Origin of the sequence: Microbacterium sp. (assembly GCF_047607225.1) — a bacterium.
GTDB lineage: Bacteria > Actinomycetota > Actinomycetes > Actinomycetales > Microbacteriaceae > Microbacterium.
Genome location: NZ_JASGDO010000031.1, coordinates 1 through 15,597, shown reverse-complemented (window position 1 = coordinate 15,597; position 15,597 = coordinate 1). Strand labels below are relative to the sequence as shown.

At 69.8% G+C, this 15,597-nt stretch carries 12 protein-coding genes; 8 read left to right on the top strand and 4 right to left on the bottom strand.

What is annotated here, in order from left to right:
• Nucleotides 1-35: 35 nt before the first annotated feature.
• Nucleotides 36-1,937, bottom strand: coding sequence for a hypothetical protein (locus QM591_RS05790; RefSeq protein WP_415130518.1), 1,902 nt, complete (start codon nucleotides 1,935-1,937; stop codon nucleotides 36-38).
• Nucleotides 1,938-2,036: 99 nt separating this feature from the next.
• Nucleotides 2,037-2,642, bottom strand: a complete 606-nt coding sequence (locus tag QM591_RS05785) for a flavodoxin family protein (protein ID WP_415130516.1) — start codon at nucleotides 2,640-2,642, stop codon at nucleotides 2,037-2,039.
• Between the two features lie 211 nt (nucleotides 2,643-2,853).
• Between QM591_RS05785 and QM591_RS05780 the strand changes: the two genes are divergently transcribed.
• From QM591_RS05780 to QM591_RS05770, 3 genes are all read left to right on the top strand, one after another.
• A complete protein-coding gene (locus QM591_RS05780; RefSeq protein WP_415130514.1) occupies nucleotides 2,854-4,176 on the top strand; it encodes an ABC transporter substrate-binding protein in 1,323 nt (440 codons plus the stop codon).
• A 73-nt stretch (nucleotides 4,177-4,249) separates the two neighbouring features.
• Nucleotides 4,250-5,164: a carbohydrate ABC transporter permease gene (locus QM591_RS05775; RefSeq protein ID WP_415130512.1), complete on the top strand. Its 915-nt coding sequence runs from the start codon at nucleotides 4,250-4,252 to the stop codon at nucleotides 5,162-5,164.
• Nucleotides 5,158-6,045: a carbohydrate ABC transporter permease gene (locus tag QM591_RS05770; protein ID WP_415130510.1), complete on the top strand. Its 888-nt coding sequence runs from the start codon at nucleotides 5,158-5,160 to the stop codon at nucleotides 6,043-6,045. The genes QM591_RS05775 and QM591_RS05770 overlap by 7 nt, the downstream gene beginning before the upstream one ends.
• 10 nt (nucleotides 6,046-6,055) lie before the next feature.
• Here the strand turns inward: QM591_RS05770 and QM591_RS05765 are convergent, their stop codons facing one another.
• Nucleotides 6,056-6,919: a helix-turn-helix domain-containing protein gene (locus QM591_RS05765; protein WP_415130508.1), complete on the bottom strand. Its 864-nt coding sequence runs from the start codon at nucleotides 6,917-6,919 to the stop codon at nucleotides 6,056-6,058.
• A gap of 95 nt (nucleotides 6,920-7,014) precedes the next feature.
• On the opposite strand from QM591_RS05765, the gene QM591_RS05760 reads away from it, so the two are divergent.
• Genes QM591_RS05760 through QM591_RS05750 form a run of 3 tightly spaced genes read left to right on the top strand, consistent with a single transcriptional unit; the run spans nucleotide 7,015 to nucleotide 12,510 of the window.
• On the top strand, nucleotides 7,015-10,284 hold the full coding sequence (locus tag QM591_RS05760) for a DUF5107 domain-containing protein (protein ID WP_415130506.1): 3,270 nt from the start codon (nucleotides 7,015-7,017) through the stop codon (nucleotides 10,282-10,284).
• Nucleotides 10,277-11,602: a cellulase-like family protein gene (locus QM591_RS05755; protein WP_415130504.1), complete on the top strand. Its 1,326-nt coding sequence runs from the start codon at nucleotides 10,277-10,279 to the stop codon at nucleotides 11,600-11,602. Before QM591_RS05760 ends, QM591_RS05755 begins: the two co-directional genes overlap by 8 nt.
• Before the next feature lie 38 nt (nucleotides 11,603-11,640).
• Nucleotides 11,641-12,510, top strand: a complete 870-nt coding sequence (locus tag QM591_RS05750) for a hypothetical protein (RefSeq protein WP_415130502.1) — start codon at nucleotides 11,641-11,643, stop codon at nucleotides 12,508-12,510.
• A gap of 7 nt (nucleotides 12,511-12,517) precedes the next feature.
• On the opposite strand, the gene QM591_RS05745 is transcribed toward QM591_RS05750, so the two are convergent.
• Nucleotides 12,518-13,369, bottom strand: a complete 852-nt coding sequence (locus QM591_RS05745) for a LuxR C-terminal-related transcriptional regulator (RefSeq protein ID WP_415130500.1) — start codon at nucleotides 13,367-13,369, stop codon at nucleotides 12,518-12,520.
• A gap of 131 nt (nucleotides 13,370-13,500) precedes the next feature.
• Here QM591_RS05745 and QM591_RS05740 point away from each other — a divergent pair, with 131 nt between their 5' ends.
• Nucleotides 13,501-13,851 (top strand): DUF485 domain-containing protein, encoded by a 351-nt coding sequence (locus tag QM591_RS05740; RefSeq protein ID WP_415130498.1) that lies wholly within the window; start codon nucleotides 13,501-13,503, stop codon nucleotides 13,849-13,851.
• Entirely contained in the window at nucleotides 13,848-15,485 is a 1,638-nt protein-coding gene (locus QM591_RS05735; RefSeq protein ID WP_415130496.1) for a cation acetate symporter, read from the top strand. Before QM591_RS05740 ends, QM591_RS05735 begins: the two co-directional genes overlap by 4 nt.
• Nucleotides 15,486-15,597: the final 112 nt, after the last annotated feature.

Here is a 15,597-nt window from a genome sequence, read left to right as displayed (position 1 = left end):
ACCCCGTCGGGGATCGGGCCGCTTGGCGTGGCGGGTCAGCTACATCCGGCGGTCATGGCGTGGAGCTTGTTCGACTCGCGCACCACGGCCTTCCAGGAGTACTCCTGCGCGTCGTTGACCATGTAGAACGCCGAGCAGTTGGGCATGAGCGCGACCGTGATACCGCCGTACCCCGACATGAACGGCACCGAGAACGGCGTCGTGTAGGCGGCGTCGTCGGCGCTCGTGAACGGGCGTGCCCAGAATCCCTCGTTGTAGAGGAACGGCTGGTCGGCGGTGGGCAGTCCCGGGTCGGACGGATCGCGCTGCAGAGCGTCATCGACCATGCTGGCCGACAAAAGCTGGACACCACCGTGCGATCCGTCACCGCCGGCGAAGAACTCGCCGACGCGGGCCAGGCCGTCCCGGCTCCAGAACAGTCCGTAGCCGCCCCACGGCGTCTTGCTGGCATCCGTGGTGCGCGCCGAGGCCGCCGAGTCGGGGGAGACGCCGATGGGAGCGAGCACCTCGCCATAGGTCATGTTCCAGATATCGGCCGAGGCGCCCTCCTTCGACTTCAGGTAGGCGTTCATCGCGGCCGACAGAAGGAAGCTGTCGGACGTGTGATACACCCACTTCGTGCCCGGGGCGACCTTGGCGGGGAACGAGGTGGCAGCGCTCATCTTCGCCGAGCGCGTCGAGTTGGACAGCGCGAAGAAGCTCGCCATCGTCGTGCCCGCCTCGTCCACCTCGTATCCGTCGCTCGTGTAGTGGCCGGTGGCCATGTCGACCAGCTGACCGAAGGTCACCGTGTTCCAGGTCGCGTCGGATGCCAGCTCGGGAACCCAGTCCTTGACGAGCTCGCTGCGCACCCCGGTGCCGTACTTCTGGGCCAGTCGCATGAGTGCCGTGCCCATGAAGGCGGACTTCGCGGTCGAGTAGGACGGCAGGATCACCTGCTCGCAGTAAGGGTGAAGTCCCGTTGCATCGGTGGCGGAGTTGCTGCGCCGGGTGACGCAGCCGCTGACGTAGTTCGTGCCGTTGTACACGAAACCGTACGAGGTGATGTGCGCGGCGGTGATGCCCGAGGTGAACGCACTCGTGTCGATGCCGGCAGCGGGGTAGTCGGTGGCAAGCGACGAGATCGGCTTCGTCGGCATCCGCGACGAGACCTCGGCCGCGTAGGCGTTTCGGAGCGCCTCCGCCCCCGCCACGGTGGCAGCCGTGTAGGTTCCGCTGAGGTTTCCCCACAGGTTGCCCTTGTAGTACGCGCAGGTCTCGCTGGAGACCTGATAGCGCACCCGACTCATCGCCGTGTCGGTGAACAGGAAGGTCAGCAGCCCCGAGAAGGAGCAGTTCTCCTCTTTGAACACGAGGGTGAACGGGATCGCGGCACGCGTGTACTGCACGCCGCCGATCACGTCGCCCGACTCGTCCCAGGCCCGTCCCGGGCTCCAGAGGATGTTGTAGTTGAGGCTCGAGATGACCTGCAGCCCTCGCACGGTGGGGATGAGGTGGCTGCCGTTCTGCACGAACTGCTGCTGCAGCGCGTAGTTGGACCCGATGACGGTGTTGTAGGGCAGATAGCGGTACCAGGTGCTGGCGGTTCCGAAGTAGTCGTAGCCTCCGGCAGGGGCGTACACCTTGGCGTATCCGGTCGTGGCGGCGGTGTTGACGTTGTTGACCCGGAGCGTTCCCTGGAAGCTGTGCGACGGTGCGGCCGCCCCGGCGGGAATCCCGAAGCCCGCCGTGCTGTCGACCACACCGCCGGGATTGGTCGTGGACTGGAGCTGTGCGCGGGTGACGACCGTGCGGCTGACCGAGCCCGTGCCGGTGAGGGGGTCTCCCGGGACGGGGGTCGCCGCGAACGCCGCGGGCGCGGTGAGTACCCCGGCGGCCAGGGTCCCCACGATGAGTGTCGCGAATCCCGCGACGCGGAGCCTTCTTCTGGTGTGCATGATGATCCTCCTCCGATCACGACACACCGTAGGGAGCCTGCGGGGTGGGCGTCCAAGACCCGTCCGACATCTGAGCGATGCCCGAGGGGCATTCGTCGCTCAGGAGGCCGGGTACCCGCCCTCTCCGAGGAGGCGCGCCAGGTGAGCGGCGTTGCGGGCGAGCGTGCGGGTCGCCGCGGCGACCTCCTCCGGCGTCTCGTCGAGGTCCTTGTAGTCGGTCGTGTGCATCGCCTCGCCGTTCCAGTAGGTCGCCGCCTGGGCGGGAATGGTGAATCCGACATCGTTGAGGCCCTGGAAGAGCTCGGCCGTGGCGTGGTGCGCGCCGTCCTCGTTGCCGACGACGGCGACCGCGGCGACCGTGTCGAAGAGGATCGGGCGGCCCGCGTCGTCGGTCTCCGACAGCTCGGCGTCGAGTCGCTCGAGCAGGCGCTGCGCGAGGCTCGACATATGTCCCATCCAGATCGGGGTTCCGACGATCACGATGTCGGCGGCGAGAACCCGTTCCCGGATGATCGGCCATTCGTCGCCGTCGCCCATGTCCTTCTCCACGCCGGGGCGCACGTCGAAGTCGACGAGGCGCACCGTGCTGCCGGTCACCTCGTGCTCGCCGAGGGCGGTCATCACCTGGGACAGCAGCAGCTCGGTGCTCGACGCGTCGGGGGAGGGGGTCAGGGTGCAGTTGATCGCGAGCGCGGTGAGAGTCATGGTCGGACGCTACGGGCGTGGGCAACGTGAGGGCAGGGGCTTGACACCGCCGACCGGGGTGGCGCGGTCTAGACTGAGGACACCCGACCCTCCGTCGAATCGTCCAGGTGTACCCGTTTTTCGGCTATGTTCCCGACGGCCTCGACCCCCGTAGTGTCAGTGCGCACCATCCAGCCGAGGCACTGTCAGCCTGCATTGCAAGGGAGCATGTATGTCCATATCCGCCCGTCGTCACACCCGAATGGCGACCGCTGCGATCGCCGGCGCCGCCGTCGCGCTCGCACTCACCGGCTGCGCCGGCCCGGCCGAGAAGCCCGCCGACGGCGAGCCGGTCGAGATCACCTTCCAGTCGTGGGTGCCCAACATCGACCGCGCGGTCGACGCCTTCAACGCGGCACACGACGACATCCACGTCACCCTCGAGACGATCACCGCCGGACCCGACGGCGGGTACGCGACCATGCTCTCGGCCGTCCAGGCGGGAAACCCCGCCGACGTCGTCCAGCTGGGCTACGACGCGATCCCCGACTTCCTCATCAACGACGCCCTGGAGGACATCACCCCGTACGTCTCCGACGCCAAGGACCTCTTCGTGCCGTGGCAGTGGCAGACCGGTGTCTTCGGCGACAAGGTCTACGCCATCCCGCAGGCGTCGGGGCCGCTCGGCCAGTTCTACCGTGCCGACATCTTCGAGGAGCTCGGCATCGACTACCCGAAGACGTGGGACGAGTTCTACGAGGCCGCCAAGGTGGTCCGCGCCTCCGACCCCGACCGCTACATCGCCGCGTTCGCCTTCAACCAGGCGCCGTGGATGATCGGGCTGGCCCAGCAGGGCGGCGCGAACTGGTTCGTTCCGGAGAACGACTCCTGGAAGGTGTCGATCGATGGCCCCGAGACCGCCAAGGTCGCTGAGTTCTGGCAGAAGCTGATCGATGAGGACCTCGTGAAGATCGAGGCCGACTTCTCCAGCGAATGGAACGCGGACATCCAGAACGGCGACGTCGTGACGTGGATCTCCGGCTCGTGGGCCGACGCCATCCTGCGCGGCACCGCTCCCGAGACCTCGGGCAAGTGGGCCGTCGGCGCGATGCCGCAGTGGAACGCGGGCGAGAACGTCTCTGCCACCTGGGCGGGCGGCTCGGCCAACGCTGTGCTCAAGGGCTCGAAGCACCCGGAGCAGGCCGCGGAGTTCGCTGTGTGGCTCAACTCCAACACCGACAGCGTCAGCATCCTCACCGAGATCGGCGCCGGATGGCCCTCGATCGTCGACACCGCCGCGATCGCGTCGCTCCAGGACGCGCCCGAGGTGTTCGAGTTCTACGGCGGCCAGGACATCTGGGACGTCTTCGCCGAGTCGGACAAGGCCGTGGACACCTCGTGGTCGTGGCCGCCGCTGTCCTCGACGCTGTTCGCGAGTCTCACCGACAACGTGAAGGCAGCCGTCGATGCGGGCACACCGCTCGTCGACGCCTACGCGAAGACCCAGGCCGACATGGTCGCGGCGCTCACCGAGCGCGGCATCTCGGTCGACTGACACCGGCGACGGGGTGGGTCTCGGCGGTCACCCGCCGGAGCCCACCCCGTCCATGGCCCTCTGGAGAGGATCCGTGAGCTCCCTACCCGACACCCGCCCTCGGCGGCGCCTTCCCGGTGCCGTCTGGGTGCTGATCCTGCCCTTCGTGATCATGTTCACGGCGTTCTTCGTCGCCCCGATCGCCTACGCGCTCGTGCAGAGCATGTTCGCCACCCGGAGCTCGGGACTGGGGTTCGGTGCCCCCGAGACCACGTTCGTCTTCGTCGACAACTACGCCCGAGCGCTGTCCGACCCCACGTTCGTGGAGAGCCTCGGGCGCCTCGTCACCTTCTCGGCCATCCTCGTGCCGCTGATGGTGCTCACCGCCCTCGCCCTGGCCCTCCTACTCGACTCCGGTCGCGCCCTCGCGCCGCGCTTCTTCCGCGTCGTCTTCTTCTCCCCGTACGGCGTGCCGGGCGTCGTGGCGACTCTCCTCTGGGGATTCCTCTACGTCCCGGCCACGAGCCCCGTGCTCCAGGTGCTGTCGTCGATGGGGCTTCGCGTCGATCCGCTCTCCAGCGGGAGCGTGCTGTTCTCCATCGCCAACATCGCCCTGTGGGGGTTCGCGGGATACAACATGGTGATCCTCATGGCCGCCCTCAACGCCATCCCGTCCGAGCTCTACGAAGCGGCCCGGGTCGACGGCGCGTCGGCGTGGTCGACCATCTGGCACATCAAGCTGCCGCTCGTTCGCCCCTCGATCATCCTCGTGACGGTGTTCACGATCATCGGAACCCTCCAGCTATTCGTGGAGCCCCTCGTCCTCAAGCCCTTGACGACCGCGATCAGCTCCACCTACACCCCCAACCTCGCCGCCTACAACCAGGCCTTCGCGCAAGGGAATCCGAACCTCGCGGCCGCGATGGCCGTGATCGTGGCGGTCCTCGGCTTCGTCTTCTCGTTCGGGTTCCTCCGCCTCGTCAATCGGAAGGACAGCCGCGCATGGTGAGCTCCCGTTCGGCCTCGCGCCCCGCGGGTGCCCCGACGGCTCGGGGTGCCCTGAGCACGACCGCCGTCAACATCGCCCTCGGCGTCGCGGCGATCTACTTCCTCCTGCCGTTGATCTGGGTGCTCGTGGCGGCCACCAAGTCTCCGGGCGACCTGTTCGGCACCTTCGGTCTCTGGTTCTCCGACAGCCCGCGGGCGTGGGAGAACCTCGTCGCCCTGTTCACGCAGGACGGCGGGGCGTTCACGCGGTGGGTCCTCAACAGCGTCCTGTACTCGGGCGTGGGCGCCTTCGTCGCGATGGTCATCTCCGCGGCGTGCGGCTACGCGATCGCCAAGTTCCCGTTCCGCGGCCGCGAGATGCTCTTCTCCGTCATCCTCGGCGGCGTGCTCGTTCCCGCGACCGTGATCGCGCTGCCGCTGTACTTCCTGCTCAACACCGTCGGGCTCACCGGCACGTACTGGGCCGTGCTCCTTCCGAGCATGGTGAGCCCCTTCGGGGTCTACCTCGCCCGCATCCATGCCACGGCGAGCGTGCCCGACGAGGTCGTGGAGGCGGCCCGGCTCGACGGGGCGGGAGACCTGCGGATCTTCGGTTCCATCGCGGCGCGGATGATGACCCCGGCGCTCGTGACGATCTTCCTCTTCCAGTTCGTGACGATCTGGAACAACTACCTGCTGCCCCTCGTGATGCTCAACGACACCTCCACGTTCCCGGTCACCCTCGGACTGACCCTGTGGAACGGGCAGACGCAGCGTGATCCGATGTTCTACTCGCTCGTGGTGGCAGGTTCCGCCGTCTCGGCGCTGCTGCTGGTCGCCCTCATGACCGGGCTGCAGCGGTTCTGGCGCGCCGACCTCACCGCGGGGGCGACCAAGGGGTGACCCGCAGAGGTCAGCCCTTGCGCGTCTCGCGATAGGCGCGGGGGCTCATGCCGTGGGTGCGGCGGAACTGCCGCGAGAAGTAGAAGGGGTCTTCCCAGCCGATCCGCCGGCCGATTTCGGCGACCGACAGCGCCGTGGTGTCCAGCAGCTCCCGCGCTTTGGCCATCTTCAGCGCATTGTGGTGGGCCAGCACGCCACCACCGGTCGCGTCGCGGAACAGCGCCGCGAGATGGGAGGGGGACACCCCGACCATCGCCGCGAGCTCGGGAACGTGGATGCGCCCGTCGATCCGCTCCTCCAGGTAGCGCATGGCCCGCTCGATCGGGGCGCCCTCCCCGGGGGTCACCCGGTCCACCGCCAGCTGCGTGAGCAGCCGCCACGCCATGCCCGAGGTCGCAGTCAGCCGCGCCGGAGTGCTGTCGCGGGCCATCGCCACCGAGATCTCGTCGAGGAGGGAGGTTACCCGCTCCACGGCGCGGAGGGAGAGGGTGACCCGCTCGGAGGTGATGCCCGACGCGTCGAGCAGCTCGGGGACGTCGGTGCCGCGCACGTGGCACCACCAGATCGTCCAGGGATCGTCGGGCGACGCGCCGTAGGAGTGCCCCGTGCCGCCCGGGATCACGATCGCCGTCGCGGAGCCGACGGTCGTCCGCGAGGTGGCCGTCTCCACCCATCCGGTGCCGGCGACGCAGACGATGATGATCGTCTCCGGAACCCCCTCGGACCGGTGCCTGCCGTGGTGTTCCGCGCGGGGGAAGTACCCCGCGTCGGTCACGAGGATGCGACGGGTCACCGGGCGGGCGAGGGCCGCGTCGACGAGCGGTCTCGGCACGACGCTGAGCCGCTGCCGTTCGAAGCCGTCGGCGCGTTCCATGATCGCATTCTGTCACACGCGTCATCGTCGAATCATCCAGGTGCAGAGCGGGTTTGACCATTCCTTGTGTCTCGCCGTCGCCTTAGTTTTGCCAGGTGACCCGAGATGACCCCGCCCCGAGCCGCATCGTTCTCCCCGATCCTCCAGCCGACCAGGCTGCCGTGCTGGCGGAGGGAGGCGTCGCGTGCTGGAGCGAGCCGCTGTCGATTGACACGTACGCGCCGGGGGAGCCCGATCCCTACCCGCTCTTCCTCGACCGCCGCGTCTATCAGGGCTCGAGCGGGAAGCTCTACCCGCTGCCGATGACCGACCGCATCTCGCACGAGAAGGAGCCGCGGCTGTGGCAGGCGATCCACCTCGAGAACGCGTACGTGCGTCTGGTGTTGCTCCCCGAGATCGGGGGCCGCATCCACATCGGCTACGACAAGGTGGCCGGGTACGACTTCTTCTACCGCAACAACGTCATCAAGCCGGCCCTCGTGGGGCTCGCCGGTCCCTGGATGTCCGGCGGAGTCGAGTTCAACTGGCCCCAGCATCACCGCCCCGCGACGTTTCTGCCGGTCCAGTGGCGGATCGAGCGCGAGCCCGACGGTGCCGCGGTCGTGTGGCACAGCGACCTCGATCCCTTGCAGCGCATGCGTGGCCTGCACGGCGTGCGGCTACGTCCGGGGTCGTCGCTCATCGAGCTGGACGCCGAGCTCCACAACCGCACCGACGTGCCGCAGACCTTCCTGTGGTGGGCGAACGTGGCCGCGCGCTCGCACGACCGGTATCAGTCGTTCTTCCCCGATGATGTGGCGTACGTCGCCGACCACGCCCGCCGCGCCATCACCGCGTTCCCCCGAGCCGACCGCTCGTACTACGGCGTGGACTACCCGGCCCTGGCCGCCGAGCGCGCGGACGCGGACCGCATCGACTTCTACAGCAACATCCCGGTGCCGTCGTCGTACATGATCACCGACACGGAAGACGAGTTCTTCGGGGGCTACGACCACGCCGCCGATGCCGGCTTCGTCCATTGGGCCGACCGTGCCGTCTCGCCCGGCAAGAAGCAGTGGACATGGGGCGACGGGGCGATCGGCCGCGCCTGGGACGACCAGCTCACCGACGACGACGGCCCCTACGTCGAGTTGATGGCCGGCGTCTACACCGACAACCAGCCCGACTTCAGCTGGCTTCTCCCGGGAGAGACCAAGCGCTTCCAGCAGTACTGGTATCCCGTGCACGCCACCGGTCCCGCCCGCCAGGCGACCACCGAGGCGGCGATCGGCGTGAGAGCGGAGGGCGACGCGACGCGCGTGACGGCGCTCACGACGCGGCTGCGCGAGGGCGCCGTCGTCGTCGTGCGGCGTGACGGCGTCGAGATCGCCCGCTGGGAGGCTGATCTCGCCCCCGACCGGCCTTTCGCGCGACGCGTCGAGGTGGCAGCCGACACTCCGGGTCTTGCAGTGGAGGTCACCCACGCAAGGGAGACGCTGGTGGCATGGCGCTTCCGGGTCGGCGAGCCCACGGTCGACGAGCCCTGGCTGGCGACGGCCCCCGACTCCCCGGCCGACATCCCTTCGAACGACGAGCTCTACGTCACGGCGGTGCACCTGCTGCAGTACCGGCATCCCTCGCGCTCCGCTCTGCCGTACCTGGAAGAGGCGCTCCGGCGAGATCCCGGCGATGCGCGGGTGGCCACCGCGCTCGGTGCGTGGCATTTGACGCGCGGGCAGTATGCGTCGGCGCGCGAGGCCCTCCTTTCGGCGCAACACCGACAGACCCGACGCAACCTCAACCCGCGTGACGGAGAGGCGGCCTATCTGCTCGGGCTCGTCGAGGAGCGTCTCGGCAACGACGAGGCCGCCGATCGCGCGTGGGCGAAGGCGGCGTGGAACGCGGCGTTCGACGCCCCGGCCACTCTCGCCCGCGCCCGACTAGCGCTGCGGCGCGGGTGCCCCGAGCGCGTCCTCGCCCTGCTCCCGGAGACGACCTCGATCCCCGAGGCGCAGCGGGTGCGCGCACACGCCCTCGCCGATCGGGACGCCGACGCGGCACGTTCCCTGCTCGCCCGTCTCGCCGACCTCGACCCCCTCGATTCCGCCACTCGTGCGCTGCGCGGCGATCCGCAGTGGATCGACGCACGCACTCCGCTGGACGTGGGGGCGGAGTTCGCTCGCGCCGGACGGTACGACGACGCGCTCGCAGCGACCGCGACGCCGGTCGAGCGCACCCCCGCCGCCGGCGCGGCGGGGCCGGTGCGTCATTACCTCCGCGCGCACTGGTGCGAGTGTGCCGGCCGCGCGGATGAGGCGCGGCGGGAGCGGCGAGCCGCGCGCGAGATGCTGAGCGACCTCGCCTTTCCGGCGGGCCTCGATCAGTACGATGCCCTGCAGGCGGCCGTCGTCGCCGACCCGAGCGATGCGGTGGCGGCGGGCCTGCTCGGCATGTGGCTGCTGGATGCCGGACGTCACGAGGAGGCGCTGCTCGAGTTGCGACGCGCGACCGGCGCGGGATCGGTCGACCCCGTGGTCTGGCGGAACCTGGCGATCGCCGAGGTCTCGGTCACGGGAGACGAGGACGCGGCCGAGCGTGCTCTGGCCCACGCCCTCCAGCTGCGCGCCGACCCGCGCCTGGTCGTCGAGCGCGATCTCCTGGCGGTTCGCCGGGGGCTCGCTCCCGCCGACCGCCTCGCACTCCTGGAGCAGCACGCCGGCCTCGTGGCAGACCGCGACGATCTCGCCGTCCGGTACGCGACTCTGCTGTTGGACGTCGGTCGCCTCGACGAGGCCTGGGATCTCCTCACGACGCGCCGCTTCCGTCCCTTCGAGGGGGGTGAGGGTGCCGTCATCGCCGCGTACGACCGTGCTGCGTGCCTGCGGGCCGAGCGCCTGCTGGGTGTCGACCCGGCGGCGGCCGTCGACCTGCTCGTCTCCGGGATGGAGCCGCCCCGCTCGCTCGGCGAAGGGCGCCATCCCGCCGACCGGCCGGTGCGCCGGTGGGTCCTCCGCGGCGACGCCCACGCTCGCTGCGGCGATCATGAGGCCGCAGTCGCGGCGTGGCGCGCGGCCGTGGCCCCCACCCCTCTCGCCGTGGACCCCCGCCCCGCGGACGAGTCGGTGTACTGGGCGGGCGTGGCCCACCTCCGGCTCGGGGACACGGCAGCGGCGGAACGATCGTGGGACGCGCTGGATGCACGCGCTGCCGAACTGCGAGCCGCCCGCGACGACGTCGACTACTTCGCGACGTCGGTTCCCGAGCTCACTGCGTTCGACGTCAGCACGAGCCGCGTCCGGGCAGAGCAGGCGGACCGGCTGCAGCGACTGGCCGCCGAGGGACGCGCCCTGTCGGCGTCGGGCGCGGGAGGATGGACCCGTGACTGAGCGGTACCTCGGCTCCGGGACCATCGGCGCCGACGAGCGTCCCCTCACCGCTGAGGTGCCCGCGCATCTTCCCCCGCGGCTCACGATCACCTTGTGGGACTTCTCCTGGTACACCCAGGCCGGACCGGAGCAGCCGTACGCCGACCTCGACGCCGCCGTCGCCGACGCGGCGGCGCTCGGGTACAACGCCATCCGTATCTGCGCCGCGCCGCTGCTCCTCGCGGGGGGTCTCGGGCTCGACGACCTCGCCGAATCGCTCGAGATCGAGGGTCTCGGCCCGTCGCCGGCGGGAGGGTACTTCGGGCAGTGCACGCGCTGGTATGACACTCCCGGCGGCTTCCGCGTGGACCTGTGGCGCCGGCTGCTGGCCCTCTTCGAGGCCGCGGAGCGCCACGGCATGGTGCTGATCCTCGCGAGCTGGGAGTACCAGCAGTCGACCGCCTTCGCGGCCTCGCCGCGGTGGTTCCACGCGATCGACGCCGTCCCGCTCCCAGGTCGCTACGCCCTGCTCGGGCGGGCGTGGGACGCCCTGATCGGCCGCCTCACCGAGGCCGGCCACCGCGACCGCATCGCCCTCGTCGAGCTCCACAACGAAGTCGACTTCTCGATCCTTCCGGCGTTGGCGGACGGGGGAGCGGCCGAGATCGTCGCGTTGCGGGCTCGGCACCCCGACCTCCTCTTCACGGCGAGCTACGGCAAGCCGCCGCACCTGGACATGCACAGCCTTCCGAGCGGCCTGGGCGCTGCGCAGTTCCACGTCTACAGCTACGGTGTGCTCGATGCGCTGCAGCAGCGGATCGACATCCGCTCGGAAGGCACCGCCGGATTCCCCAACCCGCAGTTGCGGGAGCTCCTCCGGGCCGACGCGCCGTCGGTGGCGGACTACGGCCGCGCCGCGGACTGGAAGTTCGAGGCGACCGTCGTGACCGACCAGATGGTCTACGGCTACGACTGGATCGACCCGCAGGCGTGGGACTCCTGGCTCGAGGATCACTACCCGCCCTACGAGCACGTGATGCGTCGCGAGATCGCCGCACGGACGATCGCGATCTCGCGGTGGGCGCGCTGGCAGGGGGTGCCCGCGATCATCGGGGAGGGATGGGTCGGCTACACGCCGCTCCACGGCACCTTCGAGGAGGGGCCCATCGGTCGCGCGCTGGCCGAGCACGGAGTGCGCACGGCCCTCGACCATGGCGTCTGGGGCGTCGTCCTGTGCTCGAACGCCGCTCCGCACCACCCGATGTGGCAGTTGCGGGAGTGGCAGCACGCCCTCAACGCCGAGGTGCTCGCCGCACCCGCTCCGCCTCGCTCCTCCTGACGGATCGTCGGCGGCGCCTCCCGTGCCAGAGTGGGGGCATGGCCGAGTCTTCCGACGACGAACTGTCCCGACTACGGGCCCGCGCCTACGGAGCGAACGCCGACATCGCCGATGACCGCGCCGCGCTCGAACGGCTCCGAATCCTCGAGGCTCGCGTGCGCGAAGAGGCCCGACGGGCCGCTTCCCCCCGGGAGGCGGCCGCGGGCGCGGTGCGCACGGCCACCGTTCCTGTTCCGGAGATGTCCGCGAGCGACGCGGCGCTGCGGCGGAGGGTCGCGGAGCCCTCGGCACCGGAGCGCTCCGATCCCGCCGTCGTCGACTCTTCCGTTTCCTCGTCAGGTCCCGCGGTGGCGTCTCCGCCCGCCCCGGTGACTTCCGCCCCGATGACCTCCGCCCCGCAGCGCTCGGCGCCCGGGCGCGTGCGCTCCCGGTTCGGTCTCCTGCTCGCCGTGGCTGCCGTCTCGGCCGCGGTGACCGCCGCCATCGCCGTACCGCTCACGATGGCCGCGACATCGTCGACACCACGCCCCTACGCGGTGCTGGCGCCGACCGGGGGACTCGTCGAGGACGATGAGTTCTCCCTCGACGGCGGGGCCCAGCGCTACGAGGACTTCCTCGGCGTATGGGTGATCAGCGGCAGGGTGGATGCCGTCAGCGGCACCTGCCTCATCATCCGCTACGACTCGGGCTCGGGAAGCCTCGGCTCCGGTTCCCCGACCGGCGGGAGCCGGGGCGGATGCGGCGCGCCCGGCTTCGGACCCGTCGTCGACATCGCTGCACGCGAGCTCGCCGGCAACATCGTCGATGAGGAGGCGCTGCAGGACGCGGAGGGCTTCCGGTTCGCGCTGGAGGACGGCGAGGTGCGGGTCTACGTGTCGATCGCCGAGCCCGACACTTCGGAGAGCTGAGCGGCGCTCAGGGGAGGATGCCTGCGCGGCGGGCCTTGGCGACGGCCGCGTGCCGAGTGGAGGCCTCCAGCTTCGCCATCGCCGACTGCAGGTACGACTTCACCGTCCCTTCGCGCAGTTGCAGCGTTACGGCGATCTCTGCGTTGGTCGAGCCGAGCGCGGCGCACGCGAGCACGTCGGTCTCCCGCGGCGAGAGTCTGACATCCAGTGCCTCGTGGTGATCGGCGCCTTCGCGAGAGAGCGTCGCGAGTCGGTGCTCGAGCGCCGCGAGTCGCTCCCGCAACGCTCGGTCGGTGACGTCGGCAGAGATGGAGCGCAACTCCGCGTAGGTCTGACGCAACTGCTCGCGTGCGGCGGCGGTGATGCTGTCGGCGGCGTCGGGGGCCGCTTGTGACAGGCGCCGCTGCACCTCGTCGCGCACGCGCAGCTCCGTGGCGAGGTCTTGCGCGACCGACACCGCGTGTCGGGCGACGTTCTCCCCGAAGGGTGACGGATGGAACGAGCCGCAGTACAGCACACCGCGCGTCACGCCGCTGACCAGTACCGGCACGGCGAACAGTGTGGAGATCCCTTCGCCGAGGATCACGCGGTCGTAGTCGTGCGTGATGTGGCGCGAGGTCTTGTAGTCCAGCGCCAGCCGGGGCCGCCGCTCCACCATCGCGCGACCGCCCAGTCCGCGGCTCGCGCGCACCACGAGTCCGGCCAGATGCGCCGTGCGGTTTCCGATCACGGCGCTGACCTCGACGGCGTCACTGCGCTCGTAGCCGCCGAACGCGACCGGCAGTGCGGTGCGCTGCGCGAGCTCGGTGACGGCGTGAGCCATCAGATCGGCGTCGGAGGCGAGGCTGGGGAGTGCCATCGCGTTACCTACTTCCGGGGGTGACGGCTGCGTCATCCGCTTTCGTATCGTCGACGATACCACCGCGGCGGTCATCGGGGACCGTCGAAGCAGCCGTCGACGACGACGGCTCGACAGGTAAGGAGACTGCCATGTCCGCATCATCCGCACCATCCGCTCCGCCGGGAGGCATCGACTACGTCGCGGTCGAGAACTCCCCGCCGTTCCGGGAACTCAAACGGCGCCATCGCCGCTTCGTCTGGCCGCTCACGGCGGTGTTCCTCCTCTGGTACTTCGCCTACGTCCTGCTGTCCTCGTTCGCCACGGAGTTCATGGCCACCCCCGTGTCGGGCGCGATCACCGTCGGGCTCCTCTTGGGCCTCGGACAGTTCGTCACGACGTTCGCGATCACCATGTGGTACGTGTGGTACGCCAACCACCGTCTCGACCCGGTGTCCGCGGAGATCCGCAGCGACCTCGAGAAGCAGGAGGCGGGCGCGTGAACGAGATCTTCGCGAACATCAACGTCGCGCTCGCCGCCGCGACCACGACGGTGGAGAACAACCCCGTCCTGAACATCTCCATCTTCGGCGCGTTCGTCGCGGTGACGTTGTTCATCGTCATCCGGGCCAGCCGCAACAACAAGACGGCAGCCGACTACTACGCGGCCGGCCGCTCGTTCACAGGCCCGCAGAACGGTTTCGCGATCGCGGGGGACTACCTCTCGGCGGCGTCGTTCCTTGGCATCTGCGGGGCCATCGCCATCAACGGCTACGACGGCTTCCTCTATTCGATCGGGTTCCTCGTCGCGTGGCTGGTCGCGCTGCTGCTCGTGGCGGAGCTGATGCGCAACACCGGCAAGTTCACGATGGCCGACGTCCTCTCCTTCCGGCTCAAGCAGGGCCCGGTGCGGATGGCGGCGGCGATCACGACGCTCGCGGTGTGCTTCTTCTACCTGCTCGCGCAGATGGCCGGTGCCGGCGGCCTCGTCTCCCTCCTGCTCGGGATCACCGAGCAGCTGGGGCAGTCGATCGTCGTGGCCGTCGTGGGCGTGCTGATGATCGTCTACGTCCTCGTGGGCGGGATGAAGGGCACCACCTGGGTGCAGATCGTGAAGGCCTTCCTCCTCATCGGCGGCGCGATCGTGATGACCATCTGGGTGCTCGCGATTAACGGGTTCAACCTGAACACGCTGCTGGAGGGCGCGGTCGCGGCCTCCACGACCGACCCGAAGGACGCGATCCTCGGGCCCGGCCTGCAATACGGCAAGAACCCGTGGGACTTCATCTCGCTCGCCCTCGCGCTGGTGCTCGGCACCGCGGGGCTCCCGCACGTGCTGATGCGGTTCTACACGGTGCCGACGGCCAAGGAGGCCCGTCGCTCGGTGGTCTGGGCGATCTGGCTGATCGGCCTCTTCTACCTCCTCACCCTCGTCCTCGGCTACGGGGCGGGGGCGCTGGTCGGGCCGGCGGAGATCGCGGCGGCCCCCGGCGGCGTCAACTCCGCGGCGCCGTTGCTCGCCCTCCACCTCGGTGGGCCGATCCTCCTCGGGTTCATCTCGGCGGTCGCCTTCGCGACGATCCTCGCCGTCGTCGCCGGGCTCACCATCACGGCGGCCGCGTCGTTCGCGCACGACATCTACGCCAACGTCGTCAAGAAGGGCAAGGTCGCCGCCGACGGTGAGGTCAAGGTCGCGCGACGCACCGTCGTGGTGATCGGGGTGCTGGCGATCCTCGGCGGGATCGGTGTGCAGGGGCAGAACGTCGCCTTCCTGGTTGCGTTGGCCTTCGCCGTGGCCGCGTCCGCCAACCTGCCGACGATCATCTACTCGCTCTTCTGGCGCCGCTTCACCACGCGAGGCGCGGTCTGGAGCATGTACGGGGGACTGGCGGCAGCGCTCATCCTCATCGTGCTGTCGCCCGTGTTCTGGGGCACCGAGACGAGCGTCTTCAAGAACACCGGCACAGCGATCTGGCCGCTCAACAACCCGGGCATCGTCTCGATCCCGTTGGGGTTCTTCCTCGGCTGGCTCGGCTCAGTGACCTCCCGTCGCGGATCGGAAGACCCGGTCAAGGCGGCGGAGATGGATGTCCGCTCGCTCACGGGACACGGCGCAGAGAAGGCGGTCGACCACTGACGTCGGGTTCACCGGCACCGACGGCCCCGCGCACGAACGTCTGCGCGGGGCCGTCGGTCGTCCGACGCGCGGCCTACTCGCTCGCGGACGAGCCCGCCGCCGCGCGCGCCTG

What these genes read in the sequence shown, in the direction of transcription:
- QM591_RS05785 (WP_415130516.1), bottom strand. Translation starts at nt 2,642, where the DNA reads ATGACTCTCACCGCGCTCGCGATCAACTGCACCCTGACCCCCTCCCCC.
- QM591_RS05790 (WP_415130518.1), bottom strand. Translation starts at nt 1,937, where the DNA reads ATGCACACCAGAAGAAGGCTCCGCGTCGCGGGATTCGCGACACTCATC.
- QM591_RS05745 (WP_415130500.1), bottom strand. Translation starts at nt 13,369, where the DNA reads ATGGCACTCCCCAGCCTCGCCTCCGACGCCGATCTGATGGCTCACGCC.
- QM591_RS05740 (WP_415130498.1), top strand. Translation starts at nt 13,501, where the DNA reads ATGTCCGCATCATCCGCACCATCCGCTCCGCCGGGAGGCATCGACTAC.
- QM591_RS05780 (WP_415130514.1), top strand. Translation starts at nt 2,854, where the DNA reads ATGTCCATATCCGCCCGTCGTCACACCCGAATGGCGACCGCTGCGATC.
- QM591_RS05765 (WP_415130508.1), bottom strand. Translation starts at nt 6,919, where the DNA reads ATGGAACGCGCCGACGGCTTCGAACGGCAGCGGCTCAGCGTCGTGCCG.
- QM591_RS05750 (WP_415130502.1), top strand. Translation starts at nt 11,641, where the DNA reads ATGGCCGAGTCTTCCGACGACGAACTGTCCCGACTACGGGCCCGCGCC.
- QM591_RS05770 (WP_415130510.1), top strand. Translation starts at nt 5,158, where the DNA reads ATGGTGAGCTCCCGTTCGGCCTCGCGCCCCGCGGGTGCCCCGACGGCT.